This is a genomic window from Leptolyngbya sp. PL-A3, assembly GCF_039962325.1.
In the GTDB taxonomy this organism is placed as follows: Bacteria; Cyanobacteriota; Cyanobacteriia; order Elainellales; family Elainellaceae; genus Vacuolonema.
Genome location: NZ_JAMPLB010000051.1, coordinates 23,077 through 48,315, shown reverse-complemented (window position 1 = coordinate 48,315; position 25,239 = coordinate 23,077). Strand labels below are relative to the sequence as shown.

Sequence of the window (25,239 nt, the reverse complement as noted above, 5' to 3'; positions counted from 1 at the left end):
AATGCAATAAGATTGTCGTTATTCATGGTGTATCCTCGTCTGGTCTTTTTCCTTATCCAGCAGGATACGCCGTTTCTTCTCCTTTACTCATACACCACAAATAAACATAGCTCAGCCAAGCTTAAAAAACTTGGTTTATACAATTATTCAAATACTAAATGTATTAAATATTTGTGATAGTGACATTATATGTAACGCTTATATTAAAAGCATCTCAATAGATTAACCTCAGTTTGAGATAAGCTGAAGTGCTCATTTTGGTGTGCACTTTGCGCACGCTAAAATGAGCGTTTTCGAGTGCCGCGCAACGCGCAGCACTCGAAAACGCCCTTACCCGAACTCAGGTTAGATTAAGTGAGAATTTAGATGCTCAATGATATGAGATGACTATCGTAAAATTTCATGGTTTGGAGAATTCTTGTGTAGGAGCGAACAGCCATTCGCTCCTACATTTTCTCCTGCAAAAAGGCTACTGTATTAACGAATTCTGTAGCCGGTTATCGCAAAGCCGAATAAGCTTTGGGGGGTGTTTTAGGAAGTGGCGCAGCCCATTGCAGGACGCGTTCTACGATGCCAGGAGCAAGGCGATGGCCCCAGACCGCCAGGTGACTTTGCCAGCCTACCAAAATTTCTGTTGAGTTTCGTGCTAACCCTTTAACGAGAGCTTCGGCAACTTCCTCAGAGGTCATAGGCACAATCCACCGGAACCAGCGGAGATGGCGCACCATGTCTGTATCTGTTAGGGATGGCAGCAGGGCGACCACTCGCACATTGTGAGCGGCTAACTCGCCCCGGAGGGCTTGAGTGAACCCGAGCAGGGCAAACTTAGTAGCCGAATAGGTCGCCATGGTTGGAGCTGCTAATTTACCCATGAGGCTGGAAACGTTGATAATCGTTCCTTCTCGTTGGGCGACCATACGGCGAGCAATTAAGCGGGTAACAGTATACGTTCCCAATAAGTTGATCCCGATTTCCTCCTGTACTAGTGGGAGGCGTGATTGCAGGAACGTAGATTGGTGGGCTACTCCCGCACAGTTCACCAGATAATGAATAGGGCCATGATCTCGCCAGGCGTGGGCGATCGCAATGTTGACTTCTACAGGTTGGCGCAAATCGAGGGGAAGGGGAATTGCCTCTGTACCAAAGGTTCGTAGCTCAGCCGCAAGCTCGTTGAGAAGTTGGCGATCGCGTGCCACCAGTAACAGTCGAACTGCACCCCGGCGGGCAAATTCGAGGGCGATCGCACGGCCAATGCCGCGAGAAGCTCCTGTGATCAGGGCTGTTTTTCCTTGAATTGCCATACTAAAACCTCCAGAGTTAGGGTCTCATGGGGAAGCTCCAGGAGTGGAAGAGCTACCCGAAAGCCCATGAGATGCAAATCACTCGTGATTGGATGGATAGCTGACCCGCATTGAATAGTCACAAACCTGCAAGGATACACAGGCAGGATGTGTGTTATGACGAGCCAGAAGCTCTAAAGGCGGTAGAGCCGAGAAGAGATGTGAGAAGCCCCAGTCAGGGCTTTTTTCTCGTACACTACATGCACAAAAAGCAGTTTTCCAGAGAACCTCTAAAGAATTTGCCTGATATGGAATTGTGAGTCACATAGGAATTCAACAGCAGTTTGCAATTGAACAAGGCTCGACCGAAACAACAGGGAACGTTGCATCAAGTAGCTCAAGGGAACTGCGATCGCATTCACTAGGGCATGTTTTAGAACTGGCTAGAAGGGTTGTTTCGTGCGCTTTGCGCGAAACAACTTCTAAAACAAGTCCTGGGCAAAGAACGCCATGACGTGATTGTCGCGGGTGAATGGATGCGGCTTGATGCAAATCGAGCAGAGCAGCCATGGTCATAACGTTCGCAAGCATGATTACAACTAACGTTTCCGTACAGATCAGGAGAACTTACAGGATGAAGGCATCCGCTCAAGTCCTCTGCACACCCTAGCAACGGGATCAAGCAGCTGCAACATTTATTAGTGAAAAAGTTGAAACATTATATTGCTTAATCAATTTCTCAGAAAAGACCGATGCTGAATAGTGGCAAAAATCTTCAGAGTGCTTAAATTTAGGGCTTATGGCAAATGTGGGGAACTTTTGATTGCAGGAAATCTGAAAATTTTTGACCTTTAAAAAGCTTATTTATTTAGGATTCTGTACAGAATAAAATCCAGAATTTTTTGTGGAAGTGGCTGCTTAGCCACTACTTTGTACTGGGTGCTACGGATTTCCTGCAATTTTTGGGGTGCTAACACTAGCAGCGCTAGTGTTGGCGATCGCGTCCCATTTCCAAATTCAGCACCGCTCTACAAAACCTATAAACCTATACGTCCAGAAACAATTACGCATTCCATACCTGTTAATCAAACCTAAAAACCACGATGCCGTGCTTTTCACCTATTGGGAAGCACAGCACTATGGCTTTTAGGTTTGATCGAGTTGAGCTATTTGCCGCTACCGATCTACAGATTCACAGCAAATCAAGTTCCTTGCTTGAAAACCCGCTGACTGGGCAGATAAAGAGATCCTTACCAAAAGTTTGTGCTTTTTGACGCAATGCGATTGCATCCGTAAGTGGGTACAACAAGATTGGGACCCATCTGTCTTTATAGCAACAAACAACTACTTGATGAGTTGTGTACCCTTTTGATGGAAGTGGATTATGCCATGAAGAAATCACTGTAATCTCGCTCTTTAGGAAAAACGTGGATGGATCAGCGTTCTTTTGGGAAGAACCTAGTATAAAATGCGACTTGATTCATATACAAAATTATCCGATCCCGTTCTGGTGAGCCTCTTCCCGCCGTTCTAATTTGTATGGCTTTTAGGGTAGTCCTCCGATATAACCGAAGTCATAACCGAGCTCTACTTTAGAAATATGCTATTGAGCTAAACCACGGCAACTTACAATATTAGGACTTACGGATAGTGCAAAATGTAGTGAGTTTTACCCCCCACATCTTGCACTATGCTCTACATCCTGCAACTCCCATAAGTTATAAGGTTATTTTAGAGGTCTAAAGACCCTTGCTGTGTCCGCTCAACCGTAAGTACCCCGATTTATTCCATCGATCGCGGCTATTAGGTTTGGCAATTTTGCTGTAGAACGCTAGGGAATGGGGTGAGAGTATAAGCAAAGTTTCCCCAAGCGAAAGTTTTGGATGACGCAACGGGCCAGTTACAAGCCGCCCTTGCCTCCCTTATAGATTTCATGGTTGATTTTCTCCACTTCGGCCCGTTCTGATATTCAGAGCGGGTTTTTTCATTGGAGCTTATTTTCGTAACCAGACTCTACTTTGAGGGAGCTGATCCTGGTTGGCGATCGTTACAGGATGAATGAGCGCTATCTCCTGGATGGTTAGAGCCTGAAGAGCCAGTAGAAGCTGTACTCTTAGGAGGTTTCTGAGAAACAATATCCCCATTTTTTGGAAGTCTCCTTAGTGACTCGTCATGACATAACCATTCAGCTAAGGCCATCAACGTAAAACGCAGCTAAAGAGCGTACCAATGCTACAGCTCGCCTGCAATTTTTTGTTGGAGTTTGATTTCCTCCCAAAGATTCCTTATCCCCTCCTTATGTTGGTAGAGGGCTTTAAAGTTACGAGTTGGCAGGATGAAAAAAAGTACAACCCATGCCACAGTTCCTGCTGACTGTGGCTTTTATTACGAGTGTAGCCGAACTCAGCTTTTAGAAGAATGCTGTATGGTATCCGGTTCGATAACCGTGATAAAGGCTGACGCAATGCCGTATTACCTTATGTAGCATTCTTTCTCCTATGATTCTGTTGGTATTTTTTGTTGTTATTAAATTTAGTGTAGCCATCACGCTACCGTACAGACTTATCGTCGCCTTCCGTGAAAAATAAGAGTACTAGCATTCTGGCCTGCGCCCAATTACAGGGTGTGGGCCTTTTGTTTCTTAGGCAAATATTTGGGCTCCCGCTGGGACATTTTTATAGTGGTTTCAACGATGGTGCTGCTGAGGTTGGCGATCGCTCTCCATTCCACCAAGCTCGACAATTCCCTTTCGTCTAGCAATACTTTAAGGAGATTTCCAGTAATGAAATTACCCCCAGAATGTTAGTGCTTTGCCCGCGAAGCGGGCAAAGCACTAACATTCTGGGTAAATTCTTATGCAGAAACCTCCTAAGAAACACACTTGTTTCTTTCCTCTTGCACCTCTACCGTACCAAAACCCATCAATTCTCAGTATGGGCATCAAAGCCAAGAGTTCACGCCCTACGGGTGTGAACTCTTGGCTTTGATGCCCGAAAACCGCGCGCCTTCGCGCGGTTTTCGGGCCTGATTTCAAAATGAGAATTGCTGACCAAAACCCAAAGCCTCATTTTGTGTGCCCGAAGCGCACACAAAATGAGGCTTTGGGTTTTATAGCGCTTTGCGCTTGAATCAGCTACGGTTGTTTTTGTGAGAGTTGCGTTGAGCGCAACTCTCACAAAAACAACCAGATTTTAAGCGCTTGAAAAGCGCTGTAGTGCAAGATGTGGGAATAGCCATTTTTATTAGAACAAAGGAGAGGGAGCACTGAGTGTCCACTCTCCTTTGTTCGACTGTAAGTATAAGAGGAGGTAGGCGATCGCCTACCCCTTCCATCACTTAGCGGATCTCAAACAGCGACCACCAATCATTATCATCCCGGCCACCGAAGCCTGTTACCTCTTGCTGGCCCTGAGTCCAGTTGGGGTGGCTGTAGCCGTAGTGGGAATGCAGTGCATGGTTGGTGTTGACGTGAATCAATCGTAGCCGCTTATTTGATCCCAGAGAGCCGCCAGCTTCCAATTCAACGCGCCAGTTATCATTATCATCTCCGATGCCGTTGTAACCATAGCAGGTGACTTCCTGCTGCCCAGTGACCGGAGAGGGAATGCCCCCGTGGCTGTGCAGGTTACGCCGGGTCGCAACATGCTCCAGTCGAATGATGTCGCCATGTTGAACGACCTGACCCCGCTTGTAATCCTCCGGTTGTCCGTGGGGGCCTTTGATCACCCATAAATCGTTGTCATCTGCGTATTCAAATGCCGTGACCTGTTGTTGACGAGAGCTACCGGGATGGCCATAGGTCTGCTCATGGGAGTGGAGGGTACGGGCGCTGGCCAGATGGCGCAGTTTAATTGTGTTGCCGTAGGTGGCGATCGCTCCGGGTACTCCATCACTGAGCTGAGTAACACGGTAGCGAATGCTGTAATCCCAGGTGGAATACCCTAGAAAACCACCGAGACGGTTGCCCTTACAAAGCCATTCCCGCACTTCCCAACCGGGGTTGCCGATGGCAATATCGGCAGTATGGCTACCGAGAGGGTCATCCTTATCCGTGTTGGCAAAAAAGCCGATGACACGTACTCCGCCCCGCAAAATGGCTGCAGCAACCTGTGCCGGATCTTTTGAGTTGGGCCCATCCGTTTGCTGAGGCTGATTGGGATTGCGAGGAAGTTTTTCAATTTCTCCTGCAATGCCATCTGCAAGTTTGGTGATCCAATCACCATGCTTGGCCCAGTCTTTGGATGCATCTTCGTCATAAGCATTGAACCCCAAGTGAACCATGCTGCCCACGGGAAGATCGCCATCAAAAATCACATTGCTGTTATTGAAAAATGGGCGAGTTTGGCCTCCTTGTAACCACAGCCGACTGGTTAGTACAGGCTGTAATTGTCGCCCTCCATCAGATGCCCCACCGACAATGTAAAGGGTATCAGCTCCAGTAACATCTTCAGAGTCGCGGCAAGTAACATCCAAAAATTCAATCCGAACTCGCATAGGTGACTTCCTTACAGGAACAAGTGACTTCTGAAACTCCAGACACAGCCAACGTTATTTCGGATTAACTCGGTGATTCTGCGCCAGAAAAAGAACTGTCCTGATCATTTAGTGGAAACATTTTTTATGGAAGTGTGGATTTGGCATGGGCCAGAAACAAGCAGAATCAATCCTTTCGCAAGAAATGCTTGAGATTCTGTCTCAAGTAAATGGGTGAGAATGATTTGGGCCAGCTGGTTAATTGGCTGGATAAAGGTAAACAGCTTTTGATGGTCAGCCATTGGAAAGATGTTGGATCAAAATGTTCAACTTAGGATGCGTATGGGATAGAGAAAATAATGCGGTGTTATCAAATCGTATTAGCGCGCTGAACGGTATTTCGCATCAAGAATGCCGTTTAACCCTTGTTCTCAGAAGGTTTTAAGTTCTTTTATCCACATCATTTGGAGGTATTGTTCTATGAGTGATACGACGGTCATTAAAGTGACATCTGAAACCGCACCCATCGGTGAGATGGGCCAGAAGCACTTGGCACTGAGTAAAAAACTCTCTATGCGGCTCTGGGAAAATGAGCAACCCAACGATGCAAAACCGATGACTCAACGTCCTTATGAGGCGATCGGCTATGTGATCAATGGCCGTGCTGAGTTGCATTTGGAAGGCCAAATGATTTTGCTGGAACCCGGCAACTCCTGGGTGGTTCCTGAAGGCGCATCCCACACCTATAAAATCCTGGAACCCTTTACTGCGGTTGAGGTGACGACGCCTCCCGCCGAAGTGCATGGGCGCGATCGCGCTTAACCCCAAAATAGAAATTCGCGGCACAACGGCCGCGAATTTCTATTTTGGAGTATTGAAGCCGTTTATTTAGGCCGTTTGCGACCAAATTTAGCTTGTAAGTCTTCCAGGCTGGAGGGTTTCGACTCGGGTGCTGGGGCTTTTCCTTTGGAGCTAGGACGAGGATTGCTTTGGCGATCGCCCCGATTGGGTGGTGGAGAATCCGAAGACTTCATGGAGAGGCTGATTCGCTTGAGCCCTTCATTTACTTCTAGAACACGCACGCTGACGACCTGACCTACCTTGACAACCTGCTTCGGATCGCTGACAAAGTGATCAGCCATTTGCGAGACATGGATCAGTCCATCTTGGTGTACGCCAATATCAACGAAAGCTCCAAAGTTGGCAACGTTGGTCACAATGCCTTCAAGCTGCATTCCAACCTGAAGATCAGAGATTTCCTTTACCGCTTCGTTGAAGGTGGCATACTTAAACTCTGCTCGGGGGTCACGTCCTGGCTTCTCCAACTCCCGAAAAATGTCCCGCAATGTGGGTTCACCGATGGTGTCGGTAACATATTGCTTCAAATTAACTGCTTTCAATTGATCAAGGGATTTGGAGATGTCGGACAGGGGCACCTTCAAGTCGCGGGCGATCGCTTCCACCACCCCATAGCTTTCCGGGTGTACCGCTGTGTTATCTAACGGGTTGTTACCGCCCCGAATGCGCAGAAATCCTGCTGCCTGCTCAAAGGCTTTCGCCCCGAGCTTAGGCACTTTGAGGAGATGACGGCGATCGCGAAAGGCCCCATTTTGATTGCGATAGGCAACAATGTTGCTGGCTACGCTGGGGCTCAACCCCGATACAAAGGTCAGCAGTTCTTTGGAAGCGGTGTTTAAGTCCACACCCACATAGTTCACGCAGCTTTCTACCGTTTCATCCAGTTTTTTCTTCAGCAATTTCTGGTCGACATCGTGCTGGTACTGGCCAACACCGATGGATTTGGGGTCAATCTTCACCAGCTCTGCAAGCGGATCTTGCAGCCGTCGCCCAATGCTAATAGCACCTCTCACTGTCAGATCCAGATCAGGAAACTCCTCTAAAGCCACAGAGCTTGCGGAATAAATGGAGGCGCCTGATTCATTCACCATCACTTTGATGGGAGGGCGTTCAATCCCTTGCAGAACTTCCGTGACAAAGGCATCTGTTTCACGTCCAGCGGTACCGTTACCAATGGCAATCAGTTGAATCTGGTACTTCTCAATCAGCGTTTTGACCGTTTTGGCAGCCTGCTCCCGTTGAGCTGCAGACTGGTGGGGAAAAATAGTTTGATATTCCAAAAACTTTCCCGTTTCGCTGATCACCGCTGTCTTGCAACCGGTACGAAATCCAGGATCGAGCGCCAGAGTCGGCTTCATCCCTGCCGGAGCCGCCAGAAGTAGATCCCGCAAATTCGCTTCAAAGGTTTTGATCGATTCTCCGTCCGCCCAGGCTTTCTTCTCCGCCATCACGGCTGAGATCAGCGAAGTTTTCATCAGTCGGTTGAAGGCATCCTTCAACATCTCTCGATAAAACTGCTTAATCGCTGGTGTTTTGGTGCGAATGACCTCAGATTCCAGGTAATACAGCACCTGCTCTTCATCAAAACTGAGGGTGAGAGTGAGGATGTCTTCTGTTTCCCCACGCAGTAAGGCGAGCAAGTTGTGGGGAGCGATCGCCTGCACCTTGGCTTGATAGTTGCGGTACATCTCAAACTTGGTTGTTCCCTCGGGATGCGCCGCCTTAATTTGCGACATAAACACGCCAGATTCTAATAAGTATTGCCGCAGGTATGCTCGGTATGGTGCCTGCTCAGCTACTTCCTCTGCCAGAATATCTGCCGCGCCCTTCAGCGCTTCTTCTGCGGTCTTGACCTGCTCGGAGAGAAACTTCGCCGCTTCTGCTTCTAGAGATAGTGCTGGCGCATTCGGACGGTTGGCCGCTTTGATGGCCGCTGCCAATGGTTCTAGCCCTTTCTCACGGGCAATGGTTGCACGGGTGCGGCGCTTGGGCCGGTAGGGCAGGTAGAGGTCTTCTAACTCGGTTTTTTGAGTGCAGGCTTCAATTTTGGCTTTTAACTCATCGGTGAGTTTGCCCTGCTCCGCGATCGCCTGCAAAATCGTCGTCTTACGCTCTCCCAGTTCGGTCAGGTAGGCGTAGCGATCGGCCAGTTCTCGCAATTGCACCTCATTCATCTCCCCCGTACGCTCTTTTCGGTAGCGAGCGATGAAGGGAACAGTGGCCCCTTCTGCAAAGAGCTCCAGGGCGTTTTGGATCTGGGCAGGGCGCAGGGAAAGCTCCTGAGCCAGTTGTTGTTCAAGGTTTTGCATGGACGTCACAACAGGAGTAAGGGACGGTTCCCCTCTCGGTCAGGAAGATCATTCTTCACTATAGCGGGTCGTGTTCTAGACCCGCACTCAGGATAGGTTTTTCCAGCAATTCTCAGTATGGGCATCAAAGCCAAGAGTTCATACCCGTAGGGCATGAACTCTTGGCTTTGATGCCCGAAAACCGCGCGCCAAAGGCGCGCGGTTTTCGGGCCTGATTTCAAAATTGGAATTGCTGAGGTTTTTCCAAAACCCTTGATTTTGCGTGTTCAACGCGCAAACGGAGTCAAGAGTATCAGAAAAACTTGTCTTATCGTGCTTTTCCAGCGCTTAAAATCTGGTTGTTTTTGTGAGAACTGCGCTCCGCGCGGCTCTCACAAAAACAACTGTGGCTGATTCAAGCGCAAAGCGCTGTAAATAAATATGTAATGATAGGGTCAAGTTGGTGCTCAAGAAGGTAGCTAAACCGCCATGAAAACCCTCGAAGCCCCCCCCGGAAAAACCCTCAAGCCCGTGTCCAAGCCCGTATTTTTGCAACGGGTACAATGGATTTTTGATCCAGTGGGCTATTTAGAGAGCAATCATCAGCTGTCTCCCGACATATTTGTGGGAACGGGTTTAGGGTTTGGTGACAAAATCGTCCTGGTTAGCCATCCTGATGCGATTCAATATATTCTCACCAACGATCGCAAACTCTTCAGTGCTCCCGGCGAACTCAATCTGTTGCTAGAGCCCTTGGTGGGTGATCAATCAATCATCACCTTAAGTGATGACCGTCACAAACGCCACCGCCAACTGCTAATGCCGCCCTTCCATGGGGAGCGATTGGCCGTGTACGGTGATCTCATCGGCCGCATTACTCAGGATGCTTTTAAAGAACTGAACGTTGGAGACGTTTTTTCAGCTCGAAAAGTCACCCAGGGTATTTCGCTACAAGTGATTTTTGAGGCCGTGTTCGGCCTTTCCGATGGCGATCGCGCGAAACAAATTAAAAGCGTGTTGGCTGAAACAACGGAACATTTTGCTTCGCCCCTAACTTCGGCTTTACTCTTTCTCAAGTTCCTTCAGTTCGATTTGGGTGCCTGGAGCCCTTGGGGGCAGTTTGTGAGGTTGCGGCAACAACTAACCGATCTCCTCTATGCCGAATTGGAGGAGCGTCGTGCGAACCCCGATGAAAACCGCTCTGATATTCTGTCCCTGTTGATGGCGGCTCGCGATGAGGATGGGCAACCTCTTAGCGATAAAGAACTGCGTGATGAATTGATGACGTTGTTGTTTGCGGGCCATGAAACCACCGCAACGGCTATGGCTTGGGCGTTGTATTGGCTCCACCACAAAACCGAGATTCAAGCAAAGCTCCTGGCCGAACTCAATAGCCTGGAACCAGGAGCCGATCCCATAACCATCGCCAAGCTTCCCTATCTCACGGCTGTCTGCCAGGAAACCCTACGTTGTACCCCTGTAGCAATGCTCACCTTCCCCCGAGAGGCCCAGGAACCTGTAGAACTGCTGGGCTACCAGTTCCCCGCTGGAACCATTTTTATGGGCTGTATGTACCTCACCCTGCAACGGGAGGACCTCTACCCTAATCCTAAGGAATTTCGGCCTGAGCGCTTTTTGGAGCGAAAGTACACACCCTTCGAGTTCATTCCCTTTGGCAACGGTGCGCGTCGCTGTGTAGGGGAGGCACTCGCTCTGTATGAGTTGAAGTTAGCTCTGGCTACTGTTCTAACCCACTACCAGCTAGAGTTGGTTGACTCAGAACCGGAGGTGCCCCGGCGGCGAGGAGTAACTCTGGCTCCAGCCCGAGGGGTGCAGATGCGGCTATTGGGAGCCAGGCAACGTTAGACTAGGTGACTGGAAGCTATCCTGTGACCCATGACTATTTATTCTGTGCGATCGCTCAAAAAAGACTTTGGCATCAAGGAGATCCTGAAAGATGCCACCTTTAGCCTGGAGGAGGGCGATAAGGTAGGGTTGATTGGCACCAATGGGTCGGGCAAATCTACCCTACTGAAAATGATTGCCGGGTTGGAGCCTACGGATGGCGGCGATATCTGGATTAACCAGGGGGCCAAGATTGTCTACCTGCCTCAGCAGCCAGATCTGAATGATAACCATACCGTTCTGGAACAAGTGTTTGTCGATAGTGGCGAACAGATGGCACTGATTCGGGAGTATGAAGAACTCTCGGATAAACTAGCCCATGGTCATGGAGACGCCGATGCGGTGATGTCCCGGCTGTCTACCGTGAGCCAAAAGATTGAGGCGGCTGGGGCATGGGATCTGGAAACCAATGCTAAAACTGTGCTGAGCAGGTTGGGCATTGATGATTTTGAGGCCCGTGTTGGAGATTTGTCGGGGGGATATCGTAAGCGAATTGCGATCGCCACCGCTCTTCTCTCTGACCCCGATGTGCTGCTAATGGATGAGCCAACCAACCACCTGGATGCTCTCTCGGTGGAATGGCTGCAAAGCTACCTCAACCGCTTTCGAGGAGCCTTGCTTCTGATTACTCACGATCGCTACTTCCTGGATCGGGTTACGAATCGCATTCTCGAAATCGACCGGGGTGATTTGTTCAATTACTCTGGCAACTACGCCTATTACTTAGAGAAAAAGGCAGAATCGGAGGACTCCGCTGCCAGCACCCAGCGCAAACATGCTGGGGTATTACGGCGCGAGTTGGAATGGCTGAAGCGTGGCCCTAAAGCTCGCAGCACCAAACAAAAGGCACGCATTGAGCGCATTCGCGATATGCAGGCACAGGAGTTTAAGCAGTCGCAGGGTAAGGTGGAAATTTCCACCGTGGGCCGTCGGATTGGTAAGAAGGTGATTGAACTAGAACATATCCGGAAAGGGTATGGCGATCGCATTTTGATCCAGGATTTCAGCTACCTCTTTAGTCCAGACGATCGCATCGGTATTATTGGTGGCAATGGAGTTGGCAAATCTACCCTGATGGACATCATTACAGGCAGGGTTCAGCCGGATTCTGGAACTGTGGAATTGGGAGCCACTATCCATATTGGTTATTTCGACCAACATTCCGAAGATGTCGCGATGAATGAAAATGATCGCGTCATTGACTATCTCAAAAGCATTGCAGAACTGGTAAAAACTTCGGATGGAAGTATCATTACGGCTTCCCAGATGTTGGAGCGCTTTTTGTTTCCTCCCAATCAGCAGTATGCACCGATCCATAAACTATCGGGTGGAGAGAAGCGTCGCTTGTTTCTCCTGCGTGTACTCATGAGCGCTCCCAATGTATTGATTCTGGATGAACCAACCAATGATCTGGATGTACAAACACTATCGGTTTTGGAGGAGTATTTAGAAGATTTTAATGGTTGTGTGATTGTCGTCTCGCACGATCGCTATTTTCTGGATCGCACGGTCGATACCGTCTTTGCCTTCGAGGAAGGCGGTAACATTCGCCAGTATCCCGGCAATTACTCCCTTTACCTGGACTATAAACAGGCCCAGGACAGCGAGGCCGAGAAAGCTGAGAAAACTTCTGCCAAAAAAGAGAAGTCTTCCTCTACAGAGCCTAGTGAGCCAAAATCCAGTGCCAAAACGGCTAATTCGACTCAACCCCGTAAGCTTTCCTATAAGGAAAAGCGGGAATACGAGGAACTGGAACACAAGATTCCCGAGATGGAGCGCCAAAAGGAGGAGTTGGAAACGTTGCTCTATGGTAAACCTCCGGGTGACTTTACTGAACTCCAACGTCTTACCGAACAGCTAGCAGCGCTTAGTCAGGCGATCGACGACTCGACGGAACGATGGTTGGAATTAGCTGAACGTGTGGGTGATTGACCTTTAAGGAGGTTTCTGCATAAGAATTTACCCAGAATGTTGGTGCTTTGCCCGCTTCGCGGGCAAAGCACCAACATTCTGGGGGTAATTTCATTACTGGAAATCTCCTAAGTTGAAGTGTTACAAACTCTGCTTCGTATAGAAACGTTATATTGATTGTGATGTCCATTAAAGGGGGATCACAATCAACATACTGTTACTTCGTAGGCAGATTCCGCATGATACACCCCTGGGGTAGATTCTATCTTTATTAGCGGAGAGATTTGTTGCTTATCTTGAATGCAAAACTGTAATTTGTGTACTCATATCGGCGTACGCCCTAAGATAATTCAGTAAAATTAGTGGATTTAATAAAACTTCATACTTTTGTGAATTAAGCTCTATGCCTGGAGTAGAGGTCTGCTATAGGAGCAATCGCTAAATTATTGGAGTGTACTCTCACGGCATTTCTTCGTGTGATTTATGAAATGGGAAGCGTCGCTATCATGATTTTTTGATTAGGTAAGACGAATCCTAAGCAAAAAAAGCAGTAACTTATGGAGTGAGTATTGTCAGTTAGTATGATGGCTGATGCCTTGTAAAGGAAGACTAATTTCTACACTGGTCGGTCTATTTCAATTAAATAAGGGTTGAATGGGTAACGGAGCGGAGCATTTCCTAGCTGGAAGACCTTCAAAAACGCTATAAGCAGGTAAATCTTTTGCTGTTGAAGTGATAAGCCTCGCAAATACTATAGGACTTAAAAAAAATAGGTAAAACCGAAGAAGTATAGGAAGGTGACCTGGTTTTTCAGCGAATCTAATAGTTTTTGAAGCTTGAGTAATTTGTATTTACCTCACTTTTTAAAAATTATTTCATAAGCCACGTAGAAATATTTGTGCACTTAAACCCAGATTACGGTGCTACTGAATAGAAGGATAAACCGTAGTTGTTATCCTGCCGTAACAAAGGCTGATTAAAAACTGGTTTGGTGATACTTGCTACCGAAATGCGGACCATGTATAGGGTTTGGTACTCCGTATTCTTGAAGCTCGAAATCATAAGACGAGATGGAAGAGATGACGTAGTATGCTACCTTTCTCCTTTTTCTTAATAAAAATAACTAAATTTCTCTACATGCATTAGTTTTTTAACTTTTTATATTTGCTGGCTACCATCCTTTGGTAATAACTACTTCGAGTAGCTTTATAACTAGACAAAAGATGGACAAAGATTCAGAACTGAATCGCTAGGATACAGATAAGAGTTTGACAAGCCTAACTCACAATAGGTTCAATTGATTACCCCGTGTTAGCGAGAAGTAGGTGTGACTAAATTAAGTTCCCTTCAATCAAGACCGATTCAAGCCTCCTCTTTAGAAATGGAGGGACTGGAATCGCCAAACCAACGAGCAGTCACTCAGTCTGTGAAAGGGCTATTGGTTGCCTGCACCATCCTAACCCTGTGGTTAGTCAGTTTGTTATTCCTCCTATCGATAGATGTTTCCAAGACCAGCGTTTGGATAGTTGGTTTGGCTTTTGTTTGGCAAGTATTCCTGTACACAGGATTGTTTATTACGGCCCATGATGCCATGCATGGTGTGGTTTATCCCTCGAATATTAAAATCAACCATGCGATTGGCACTCTTGCTGTATGGTGCTACGGGCTGTTCTCCTATCAGGAATTGTTGAAGAAGCATTGGTTACACCATAAGTATCCCAGCACAGAACGTGACCCAGACTACCATGAAGGAAGAAGTGAAAACTTCTTTATCTGGTATTTCCAATTCATGAAGCACTATTGGAGTTGGGGTCGAATTATTGCATTGGTAGTGCTCTTTCACAGCATTCACTATTTCCTCGGAATTCCTGATAGTAATTTGGCATTATTTTGGGTGGTTCCCTCTCTCTTAAGCTCAGTTCAGTTGTTTTATTTCGGTACTTTCCTAACCCATCGAGAGCCAGATGAGGGCTACACTAACCCTCACCGAGCCAAGAGCACAAACTTCCCTGTTATCTGGTCATTTCTCACCTGTTACCACTTTGGTTATCATCAAGAACACCATGAATATCCTAATATTCCCTGGTGGCAGCTACCTCAAGTTTATCGGTTGAGAAATAAGAGTCTACTGTAAGGTCAGTTTTGTGTTTAGGTAGAACAAAAGAGGGGGATGAGCATATAATGCTCATCCCCCTCTTTTGAATACGCTCATATCTTGTAGATAGCTAAAACCAGAATTTGGAAGGGCAATTTTTCTATCACTTCATAGCAGAAAAATTGCCCTTCCAAATTTCAGAAACGAACCTCCTACTTCCCCGTTGCAACATGGGAAAATAAGGGGTTTAGATATTAATTCTATCCAGACGCAAGATATAATCCCTACCCGGCTCTGCCAATAACCCACCGAAGGGAATACGAATTATTCTCTTAAAATTGTTATAGAACCGAGCTCAATGCTTATCTATGTCCTTAGATAGTCTAGTTCAACGGGTTGAGGCTCAATTGCTTCCCCATGTACACATCGAAAGCGTTGATCCCAACGATCCTGTAGTTGTGCGAAAGGTTCCGTTTCCGTGGCGGGCTCTCGGGATGGGGAATTATGCAGCTGTTTTCTGGCATCCCGAGTTCCCTGATTATGTCATTAAGGTTTATGCTCCGGGGCGGCCTGGTTTAACCGAAGAGGCGGAAGTTTATCGACGACTGGGAACACATCCGGCTTTTTCGGAGTGCTTTTACCGGGGAAGTAACTGCTTAATTCTTAAGCGGTTAGAGGGTATAACGTTGTATGACTGTCTCAGCTTAGGAATTCGTATTCCAAAGCAGGTTATTAAGGATATTGATCAGGCATTGGACTATGCGCAGAGCCGAGGGCTGAACGGGCATGATGTGCATGGTCGAAACGTGATGATGTACGAAGGTAGGGGCTTGGTTGTGGATGTGTCAGATTTTCTGAACCAGGAACCCTGTTCTGCCTGGGATGACTTGAAATGGGCTTACTATCGTTTCTATCTTCCTATCCTGGCTCCTATGAGGCTCAAGGTACCTCATACAGTACTAAACATGGTACGCAAGACGTATCGTTTCTTTCGGCGGTTGCTTCCTTATCGAAAGTGCGATCGCAAAGCACCTTAATGCCTTGTCAAGCTTTTCGGGATTCCAAGATTCCTTAACACGACAACTGGCTGTATGGGTTCAACAAAGACGGATTAGCATTCTATTAATCGACGGCTTAAGTCAGCCCATGTTTGAAGGTGGGGGGTGCAAAGCACCCCCCACCTTCAAACATGGGCTGATTGCTGCTTTGTACTAGATTTTGAAACAGGATATAAGGTGAGCAAAACAATGATTGGCTTTAATTCATTAGTTGCCAAACTTTTGTTTGGCTTGCTCGTATACCTCGACAGTAATCTGAGTAATTCCTGACTCTTGAGCAAACTTCTCAATTTTTTTGCGGGCAGCAGGTCGCACAAAAAATGGAATTTCTTTCAAGCGTGCTTCAGCGTCAGGTGTCCAAGCGATCGAGTTGCTCATGGCTAGCGCGTGTACTAGGTTATAACGCTTCTAATGTATAGCAGTAATGTACCCATTGTTGCGTGTGCCACTCGCAACGATGGGCTTTGGCTGAGCCCAAACTGAACATTAATACAGTTTTTATCTTTTTGGCCAAGGGTGCTAACGGAGGAACACAAAGTAATATGACTTGTTAGCTATGAAGTTTATAAGTGATGTTTGAGTGATATAGTGAATTCTTCGGCGAAATCCCCAACCATCAATGGGCCGTACTTCAGCAGGCCGTTAAGGAGACAGTCCTTGCGCCCCGGTCCTACACAACGGATTTTGAAACGTTTGCCCAGCTTGACCTTTCTAAGCAAGACACGGAACTCGAAGCCATGCTGGCTCTGCTTCACGAAAGCTGGCATGGCTAAAGTTGGTTTTACCCAGGCGGGATTGCTGAAGGCCACTTTGGTCAAACCTTGCGTTCTAAAGCGACAGGCTAATCAAGTCGTGTTCGCGAAGATTAGCCTGAGAAAAATTTCGCTAAGGTTAGTTTTTCGTGCGCATCGCTCACGAAAAACTAACCCAACTCACATTTTATGGGCGCATCTCATTACAATAGACTTCCTGCGCCGAAGACCAAATTTTCTATTCCATTAATCGTAATGCTTCAAAGTATTTGCCTGATTCTCGGTAAGAGTTCGGTTATAGCTATTGGTTTCGGTAAAAACGCCTTCATATAACTATTGACTGAGCCAGGTAGGTGATTGTTGGAAAGTAATCCGCTCATTCCAATAATCTTGATATCCCGATTAATTCGCCTTAGGGCCGGAACCGTCACTCTTCCATCCATCTTTGGCATCATTAAATCAATCACTACCAACTGGATCTCATGTTGATATTTATTGTAGAGGGCGATCGCTTCCATTCCATCACTTGCTGTCAAAACACGGTAATTGTAGGCTTCTAATGATATTTTGCAGGTTTCACGAATAGCCTCTTCATCATCGACAACTAAAATTAGTTCGCCATTACCCAACGGAATTTTAGGTTCTTCTGATTGCACAGGTTCAATGGCGTGAATTGCGGGTAAGTAAATCTTGACCCGAGTTCCCTGCCCAACTGAGCTAGCCACATCAACAAAACCACCATGGCCTTTCACAATCATATGGACAGTTGATAAGCCTAAGCCTGTTCCTTTACCAAATTCTTTAGTAGTGAAGAATGGCTCAAAAATATGCTCCATCACTTCTGGAGGAATCCCTGTTCCCGTATCCGATACAGCAATAACCAGGTAAGGGCCCACTTTGGCATCAAGGTGCAAACGGGCATAGTTGTTGTCTACGAGTAAATTGCAAGCTTTAATATTTAACGTGCCGCCGCGAGGCATTGCATCACTTGCATTGATGCAAAGATTCAGCAGAACTTGATGTAGCTGAGTTGCATCTCCAAATACTGTCCATAAGTCAGAAATAACATTCGTTTGAATATCTATCGTTTTTGGAAATGTCTCCAGAGCCGTCTGCTTTATTTCCGTAATTAAATGTTTTACTTGAACAACCGTTCGTTGCCCCTCCATCCCTCGAGCAAACGATAGAACTTGTTTGATAAGGGCTGCTCCACGCTTTGTGTTCTGTTCAATTGTTTTTAATAACAGCTCTTTTTTCTCATCCTGTAAGCCATTTTGCATTTGCATAAGCTGAACAGAGGCCAGAATTGGAGTTAAAAGGTTGTTGAGGTCATGAGCAATACCACCTGCTAATGTTCCAATACTTTGAATGCGCTGGGTCCGCAAAAACTGTGCTTCTAGCTGTTGTTTTTCAGTCACATCCGTATTAACGACTAAAATCGATTTAGGATGATCATTCTCATCTTTTACCAATGTCCAGCGGCTTTCAACAACAACTTTGCTACCATTTTTGGTTAGTTGCCATAATCTACCTTGCCATTCGCCCTGCCTCGCTACTACCTTCTGAGCTTCGGCTAGTTGCGATATATCTTTGTTGGAGGAGAGACAGTTCGCACTCTTACCCAGAATTTCTTCTGCCAACCACCCGTATAAACGCTCTGCACCTTTGTTCCAGAACGAAATTTGATTGTCTAAATTTCGCACGAAAATAGCGTCTGTCGTAATGTCTAGTAAAGCAGCTTGCTCATGGATTTTTTGTTCTGTTTGTCTGCGTTCCGTAATATCCATTAGGACAGCCATGATCCCGCTGATCTGACCATCGGTATCCTGTAAAGGTGCAGTTGAAATGCTAATATCAATGTCTGTTCCATCTCGTTTTTGGCGACGAACTTCTACCTGGGTTAATGACTGTCCCTGCAAACCCTGTTGGAGAAGGGAGTGGAACTCCTCTTGCTTATTCTTCTGCACAATCGGCAAAGGGCAACCTAACACTTCGGACTCATGCCATCCAAATGTTTTTTCAGCAGCACGGTTCCACATTTTTACGTACCCTTGAGGATCCAGTACCAGAATTGCTAAAGGAGCAGATTGCACAATTGCCTGAAGCTTCTGTGATGTTTCCCTTAAGGCTTCTTCTCGTTGGATTAATTCTGTTGTTTGATGCTGTAAACGAGCTTCAATTTGTTTGCGTTCAGCAATTTCTTGTTCTAGCTGTAAGTTTTGTGATTGTAGTTGCCGAGTTAACTTTCGAATACTTAAATGTATCCTAACGCGAGCTAAAACTTCTTCTTCCTGAAGTGGCTTTGTTAAATAATCAACGGCTCCCAATTCTAATCCTCTGACTTTATCAACCGTCTCATTAAGAGCCGTTAAAAAGATAACTGGAATTTCTTTTGTTTGCCCATCCTGTTTCAGACGGCGGCAGGTTTCAAAGCCATCAATTTCTGGCATCAGAATGTCTAGCAGAATTAGATCAGGAGCTGCATATTTAGCTGTTTCAATTGCTCCATCGCTATCTTCTGCTACCAAAATTTGGAAGCCTGCATCTGCAAGAAACTCAAATAAAACACTTAAATTCGCAGGTTTATCATCCACAATGAGAATAACACCCTGCTCAGCTGTATCAGTGCTCATTTTTATATTCTTTGATAAACTCTTGGATTTGTTTGATCTTGAAACCTTTTACTAATTGTCGCAAATGATGGGTGAAGGGAGTTAGCTGTGGGCTTGAAAGCTCAAGCTGATTTAAGCGCTCAGTGATACCCTTGAGGTCGCCCCGCAAAGATAGATCAAGTAGAGTTGCGATCGCATCAGAAGGAATTATCAGGGAAGAAGGAGCCATCTGTGAATTCTCTGAAGCACTGATTGCAGAATCAGTTTCGCCTCCTTGCTTCTCGTAAATCCATTGCAACTTCAGGTGAGTGCGCAACTGTTCGAGGAGATCTGCTTCCCGCACGGGTTTAGGTAGAAAGTCATCGCAGCCAACATCCAAGCTTTGTTGTTGATCAAACTCAAACACACTGGCTGACGTAGCAATAATGATGTTGTCTTTGAAGTTAGACGAGGCCCGAAGCTGACGAGTGGCCTCAAACCCATCCATCACAGGCATGACTAAATCCATGAAAATGATGTCTGGCTTGAACTGCTGCGTTTTGTTCAACCCTTCCTGCCCATTCTCTGCCTCAACAACCTCAAATCCGAGCGGTTCTAGCAAATTAATCAGAACGGCGCGGTTCGCCCATTTGTCATCTACGACTAATACTCTACGCGTGGGCCCCTCGTAGCTGATAATTTCTTGAGTATTCAAACTATTCAGTTCATCTACAGAATCTACTTCGGGTAATTCTAACTCCAACCAGAAAGTGCTTCCCTGCCCCAAAATACTTTTTACATGAATTTCTCCCCCCATCATTTCAATCAGTTGGCGTGTAATCGTAAGCCCTAGCCCCGTACCTTCAATCTGCTGGTCCTGCCCCTCTGCCTGCTGAAACGGCAGAAAAATATTTTCAAGCTGATCTGGTGCGATCCCTACGCCTGTATCTTCTACCTGAAAACGAATTTTAAGGGGAAGAGAAGTTTGGTCATCCACAATCCACTGAGAATCACCAACACAGCCGACTTTGAAAGTCACACTACCCATTTCGGTAAACTTTACGGCATTTCCTAGCAGATTGAGCAATATCTGGCGTAATCGCTTCTCATCTGCTCGAATTCTTAAAGGAAGAGGAGTTAAAGCTTCATAGATAAGCTCGATTCCCTTCTGTTTTGCCCGAATCTGACAAATATCAGCAACCCCTTCCAGGAATTCGGGGAATCGAAAGTTTTTCGGATGCAGCTCCATTTTTCGAGCTTCAATTTTGGATATATCGAGAACATCATTAATTAAAGTCAATAAATGTTCGCCGCATTGGTTGATAACGCTCAATCCATTCTTCTGAGAATCGCTTAATGTTTTGTGTCGTTTGAGGATTTGAGCATATCCCAAAATGCCATTGAGAGGAGTTCGCAGCTCGTGGCTCATATTTGCCAGAAACTGACTTTTGGCGCGATCGAGTTCTGCCAGTGCAGATGCCCGTTTTCGTTCTTGCTCCAGTGCCCGGGTATTACTAATGGCGATCGCTATTTGCCCAGCGACCAGGGTCAAAAAACTTTGATAGCTATCGTTCAGTGCTCGCCGAGGGCTAATTCCCGCTACCAGTAGGCCAGTGGGTAGGAGCGATCCCGGTTGAGCAACCGGTAATACTAAAGCCGTTGATGGGGATTCGGGCCACAGCCCTCCTGGTAATAAACCAAATTTCTCAAACAGGTTGTCGACCTGTACCATTTGCCCTGTCGATGCAACCTGAGTGATAGACCAGCAATCATAGGTTGCTAAATCTTTATTAAGTTGGACGATCGCCGGGCTTGCAGGTGTATCAGGTTCTAATCCAACAGTGCCAGCTAACGTTGCTTGATTTCTATCCTGGTCAATGAGATACAACAGGGCAAAGGGAATATCGTTGGGATTCTCGTCCAGTGTTTCAGCCGCAATTTGACAGGCTGCCTCTGCCATTTGGGCTTCAACTGCTCTGGCCGCGAGATCTCGCAGTGTTTTGAGGCGACGTTCGTTAAGGACTCGTTCTGTGGTTTCTGTTACGGCTTGAAAAATTCCCGCAACCTGCCCTGACTCATCACGGATGGGGCTGTGGGAGAAGGTGAAATAGGCTTCTTCGGTGTAGCCGTAACGGTTTGGGAAGACGACCTGATCCTCATACCAGGTACCTTCACCAGCCATGACGCGATCGAACATGGGAACTAGAACGTCCCAGATCTCTGCCCACCATGGATAAGCAGGCTGCCCTAGCGCACCTGGATGCTTGCTATTCCCTAAGATTGGACGAAAACCATCGTTATAAAACTGTACATATTCTGGCCCCCAATGAATCAGCATTGGAAAGCGGGATGCCAGCATAATGCTCACTGCTGTTCGTAAGCTCTGGGGCCAGGTACTGACAGGACCCACTAAGGTTTTTGACCAGTCCAGAGATCGCATTAGCATTCCCATCTCGCCACCCCCAGCCAAGCAATCCTCTGGCTGAATTTGCGCTTTGTCTCTCATAAATTTTTCAAACTGTATAAAAACTTCTGTTGCAGTTTCGTTTAATGGCACTCAATACCTTTTTAGGGCGAGTCCTGAATTGAAGCGAAAAACTGAACATGGGAACTTAAATGGCTTACTTATGAAAACCAGAGATAGTTACTTTTAGACTCAAGTTTGCTTACATAACTAAGATGCCAAAACCCGAAATAAACTAGGTATCTATGCAAGATTTATTTACTTATAGCTGTCTTCAGATAGATGCCATTTAGATTGACTACACCATAAGCCCTAAGTAGCCCAGCTCAACTAGGCATAAGACCCAAAAGGCTGTATCACCAACGTTACGGGTGGCACAGCCTTTCAGGTTCCTGCTCGATTTTAACCACTTAACCCGAAGTAATAGCCGTTCTCATGATGAGTTTCCAGGGCTTCATTTCAAAATGAGAATTTTTGAGGAACCAATTGTGAGCGTATGGTTCACCGTTTGTTGTGATAAATTAAGAGATTCTAGTTAGCCTAAATACTTTATGGTTTCAATTTCCACTGTTATTACTAAAGCTGAGGCTGTTGTAGGATCTTCTACAAAATCCGGGGTTTGATTAAAACCTTCTTGATCGCAGTCGTCGTCTTCACGCTGATGAAAGAGCACCTTTCGTTACCTGTAACCTTGGTTCCGTAAGGGTGTAACGTTAATAAGTCGGTGAGCGTGATTAAACGTGAAATTCAGAATGCTACATTTCTGCGATTCTGTGAGTGTCACAGTCTGAATTTCACGTAATTTAGTGAAGTTGCTGACAAGCGCTGACATAGTTTGTGCTTCCGCTAGCAATGCAGTGAGATAGCGGTAATGCAGTACTATCGGAGGGTGAGTAAATTTATGTTTGCCGTTTAGCTGTGCTAATGGCGGAAAAAGAGCCAAAGCTGTCTCAGAAAAAACAGTGGCAAGAGAAGAAAAAACAGGATGGAGGCGATCGCCGTGCACCCTGATGAGGAAATTGGTCGGCAAGCAGTAGAGAGGATACTTTGTTCTACTTTGGGTCAAAACAACGCTGAATATTTAGTTCGCTTGATAAATGGAGATGAGGTGCTGCTCGCGGAATGCTTAGAGCTGGCCAGAAGGAGTGCCGGTCCAAACTCTATTACCCAATGGCTTCATGTAAGGAAGGGGGTAGCCGAGGTAAACTCCCAAGCCTATAAATTCTGTGAGGCAGTACTAAACCTATCGTTGAGGCGTAATCGCCATGCCTAGGATCTGCTGCCACAACGGTGCCCACTGAAGTGCTGCCGCTGATTTCTGTGATCACCTATGGGGCCGAAGTCATGGCGTATATCAAGCAGAGTGTAGATGTATGTGCGGCAGCAAAGCTAAGCATGTAACTGTCTGTTTCTTCCTATTCTTAACTTGAGGTAGCCCCCAAACCCTTGTTTCTGGTAGCCATGGCGATCGCCCTTTGCAGAATTGTCGTGGGAGGAAGCACACAATTGTGGTGCAGGAAAGGCCAGTCCTATCTAGCTAGTAGGCTGCGGCCTAAGTTCGCAACCTATGTTTTGTGTGGGGTGCGAAGCACCCCACACAAAACATAGGTGATGGATTTCCGCCTCAGCGTACTAGTTATGCATAAATTGCATTCGCTTTATCCTACGAAAAACCCTTTAATTGCCTTACCTCTATCTTTAGGTATAGATTTATAAAGTGTCCCTGGCTAGAAAGGTCTCTCTAAAGATAGGTGCATATAGTGAGTTATCCAAATTTTTTAGCTTCTGTTACGGCCGAGAAGTTCGGTTATCGGCTTATAGTCGGTATTCTGGAGGACGGAACAGGATATTCCCTGATAAATCTAGAAACCAAGAATCGTACTGATTACAGAACTCTGGATAGCGTTCTGGGGTATTTGCAGACTAGATATAAACAGGGCGGCCCTCTTACGAATTGAGCTGCTTTAGGACTCGGCGGCTTAAGCTTGCTCATGTTTGAAGGCGGGGTACCGACCTCCCCACCTTCAAACATGAGTTGATTTTCGCGGTTTAGTGGTCAGGTCTGCTTTAAAGATTGCCTTTTCGCGCGCTCTACGTGGGAAAAGGCAATCTTTGGCAGGGCAATTTCCTCAATATAAAAACTTATGAATTTCTGATAAGCAGCTCAGCCCGATTAAACATCAGGCCGAGAAGGTTGGGCTGCTCGTATTTCAAATGGCACAGCCTTTTCAGTCTTATATTTAATAATAATAACTGACTTAGTTATTGCTGGCAGTATCCCACTTTTATGGGTGAGATAGGCTTCTCCCACTTCACTCACAAAAGTGGGTTTTCGAATCTGTAAAAGTGGGATGTAGCCGTTATTGCGAAAAGGTACGGCATTGTACAACCGTACAGTGAACACTATTGATCCACTGCTTCAAATTTTATGCATTCTGTGAAGCAGTGTGAGAACTGCTTCAGCTGTACCGGCAAGGGGAAATGGTTCTTTTGTGGGGCTTGGGCGATCGCATGATTCTAGCTCCAGAGGGCTTGTACTGATGGATTATCAGCTTGAGGAGCAGGAGACGTAAGGGCCGTGTGCTGTTTGAAAGCAGTGCAATGGCTGTTGTCGATGCCTTCTATCACCTCATTGACATAACAAAATCCCCTGGTAAATACCAAGGGATTCTTTGAAGAAGAGAGTAAAGAGTTAAGACGGAGATTTACACCCCACGCGCAAATCCCTGTTTTCTAAAATCAGCTTAGTCTTAGGAGATTTCCAGATAAGAACTTCCCCATTATTTGGAAAAAAGGCGCGGCGAAGCCGCGCCTTTTTTCCAAATAATGGGGATATTGTTTCTCAGAAATCTCCTTAGCTAACAGCCAAAGACGTGATAATAATCCTGCAATCAGCGTTGCAGCGGCCAAACCTTATATGGCTGCAGGAGAAAGCGGCTAGGGTACCTGGAGAGAGGATGTAATGGGAACCGATGTATTCTACTGTCGTCAATACTTGAGTCTGCTGCTCAGCAAAACTTCTTGAATGGGTTGCCCAAGATGAAAACTAATTAAAAGTTCAGATCGAGCCAGGTACATTTAGGTTTCGTAGCACTAAGTTAACATAATCCGGATCACATCCTTGATCAGTCTCTAATGACAAGCAGCGGCCCTTTCGCTTATAAAGGAATCAAGATTACCCTCACTATTCTGATGGCAGTCGGGTTGACGATTGCCTCTCTGCGTTACAAGCAGCCCGCCTATTGTGAAACGCTCTGCACTGGTGCTCAACCCTGTCGAACTGGACAGTGCAAGTTTGGAGAGCAAAGAGCAGGTTTTCCCTTGGCGTTTGTTCAGGATGTGGAGGCCGGTTCACCTACAACTGGTTGGGGCAAGCTTGGGCTAGAAGACTATGCCTACGCAAATCTTGGGGCATTCACTCTGAATGTTGCCTTTTACAGTCTCACCTTATGGCTGTTCCAAAGGTTGATTCGACGGGTTTTCTCTGTGATCCGAGCTTAGTTCAGAATCAAGGGAAGCGAACCGCAAAATAGTTTCGTGATCGGGGTGCATTGCTAAGTGACG

General features: G+C 46.4%; 14 protein-coding genes and 1 pseudogene. 7 read left to right on the top strand and 8 right to left on the bottom strand.

What is annotated here, in order from left to right; all coding sequences use genetic code 11:
- Nucleotides 1-497 precede the first annotated feature (497 nt).
- The 3 genes from NDI52_RS26285 to NDI52_RS26275 form a co-directional block, all read right to left on the bottom strand.
- Nucleotides 498-1,301, bottom strand: coding sequence for an SDR family NAD(P)-dependent oxidoreductase (locus NDI52_RS26285; RefSeq protein ID WP_190774465.1), 804 nt, complete (start codon nucleotides 1,299-1,301; stop codon nucleotides 498-500).
- Nucleotides 1,302-3,896: 2,595 nt separating this feature from the next.
- Complete coding sequence (locus NDI52_RS26280) at nucleotides 3,897-4,040, bottom strand: hypothetical protein (RefSeq protein WP_190789204.1); 144 nt, start codon at nucleotides 4,038-4,040, stop codon at nucleotides 3,897-3,899.
- 576 nt (nucleotides 4,041-4,616) lie between these two features.
- Entirely contained in the window at nucleotides 4,617-5,774 is a 1,158-nt protein-coding gene (locus NDI52_RS26275) for an MIR domain-containing protein (protein ID WP_348256563.1), read from the bottom strand.
- A 459-nt stretch (nucleotides 5,775-6,233) separates the two neighbouring features.
- On the opposite strand from NDI52_RS26275, the gene NDI52_RS26270 reads away from it, so the two are divergent.
- Nucleotides 6,234-6,575 carry a cupin domain-containing protein gene (locus tag NDI52_RS26270; protein ID WP_190774463.1) on the top strand — a complete coding sequence of 114 codons (342 nt, stop codon included), beginning with the start codon at nucleotides 6,234-6,236 and terminating at the stop codon, nucleotides 6,573-6,575.
- Nucleotides 6,576-6,637: 62 nt separating this feature from the next.
- On the opposite strand, the gene NDI52_RS26265 is transcribed toward NDI52_RS26270, so the two are convergent.
- Nucleotides 6,638-8,920 carry a Tex family protein gene (locus NDI52_RS26265; protein WP_190774485.1) on the bottom strand — a complete coding sequence of 761 codons (2,283 nt, stop codon included), beginning with the start codon at nucleotides 8,918-8,920 and terminating at the stop codon, nucleotides 6,638-6,640.
- A gap of 468 nt (nucleotides 8,921-9,388) precedes the next feature.
- On the opposite strand from NDI52_RS26265, the gene NDI52_RS26260 reads away from it, so the two are divergent.
- On the top strand, nucleotides 9,389-10,765 hold the full coding sequence (locus tag NDI52_RS26260; protein WP_190774462.1) for a cytochrome P450: 1,377 nt from the start codon (nucleotides 9,389-9,391) through the stop codon (nucleotides 10,763-10,765).
- Between the two features lie 30 nt (nucleotides 10,766-10,795).
- Complete coding sequence (locus NDI52_RS26255) at nucleotides 10,796-12,736, top strand: ABC-F family ATP-binding cassette domain-containing protein (protein WP_190774461.1); 1,941 nt, start codon at nucleotides 10,796-10,798, stop codon at nucleotides 12,734-12,736.
- Here the strand turns inward: NDI52_RS26255 and NDI52_RS26250 are convergent.
- A complete protein-coding gene (locus NDI52_RS26250; protein ID WP_190774460.1) occupies nucleotides 12,672-12,830 on the bottom strand; it encodes a hypothetical protein in 159 nt (52 codons plus the stop codon). The two genes, NDI52_RS26255 and NDI52_RS26250, sit on opposite strands and share 65 nt — an antisense overlap.
- 1,212 nt (nucleotides 12,831-14,042) lie before the next feature.
- On the opposite strand from NDI52_RS26250, the gene crtW reads away from it, so the two are divergent.
- Nucleotides 14,043-14,849, top strand: coding sequence for a beta-carotene ketolase CrtW (gene crtW / locus NDI52_RS26245; RefSeq protein ID WP_347279999.1), 807 nt, complete (start codon nucleotides 14,043-14,045; stop codon nucleotides 14,847-14,849).
- A 329-nt stretch (nucleotides 14,850-15,178) separates the two neighbouring features.
- Nucleotides 15,179-15,847: a serine/threonine protein kinase gene (locus NDI52_RS26240; RefSeq protein ID WP_190789203.1), complete on the top strand. Its 669-nt coding sequence runs from the start codon at nucleotides 15,179-15,181 to the stop codon at nucleotides 15,845-15,847.
- Between the two features lie 228 nt (nucleotides 15,848-16,075).
- Here NDI52_RS26240 and NDI52_RS26235 read toward each other — a convergent pair whose 3' ends face one another.
- Nucleotides 16,076-16,246, bottom strand: coding sequence for a PCP reductase family protein (locus NDI52_RS26235; RefSeq protein ID WP_190789202.1), 171 nt, complete (start codon nucleotides 16,244-16,246; stop codon nucleotides 16,076-16,078).
- Nucleotides 16,247-16,473: 227 nt separating this feature from the next.
- Here NDI52_RS26235 and NDI52_RS26230 point away from each other — a divergent pair.
- A pseudogene (locus NDI52_RS26230) lies at nucleotides 16,474-16,614 on the top strand (magnesium-protoporphyrin IX monomethyl ester cyclase); the annotation flags it as partial.
- Between the two features lie 266 nt (nucleotides 16,615-16,880).
- On the opposite strand, the gene NDI52_RS26225 reads toward NDI52_RS26230, so the two are convergent.
- Entirely contained in the window at nucleotides 16,881-19,253 is a 2,373-nt protein-coding gene (locus NDI52_RS26225) for a response regulator (protein WP_190789201.1), read from the bottom strand.
- Nucleotides 19,243-21,717, bottom strand: a complete 2,475-nt coding sequence (locus tag NDI52_RS26220) for an ATP-binding protein (protein WP_190773779.1) — start codon at nucleotides 21,715-21,717, stop codon at nucleotides 19,243-19,245. Before NDI52_RS26220 ends, NDI52_RS26225 begins: the two co-directional genes overlap by 11 nt.
- Before the next feature lie 3,150 nt (nucleotides 21,718-24,867).
- Here NDI52_RS26220 and NDI52_RS26215 point away from each other — a divergent pair.
- A complete protein-coding gene (locus NDI52_RS26215; RefSeq protein ID WP_348256562.1) occupies nucleotides 24,868-25,176 on the top strand; it encodes a hypothetical protein in 309 nt (102 codons plus the stop codon).
- Nucleotides 25,177-25,239: the final 63 nt, after the last annotated feature.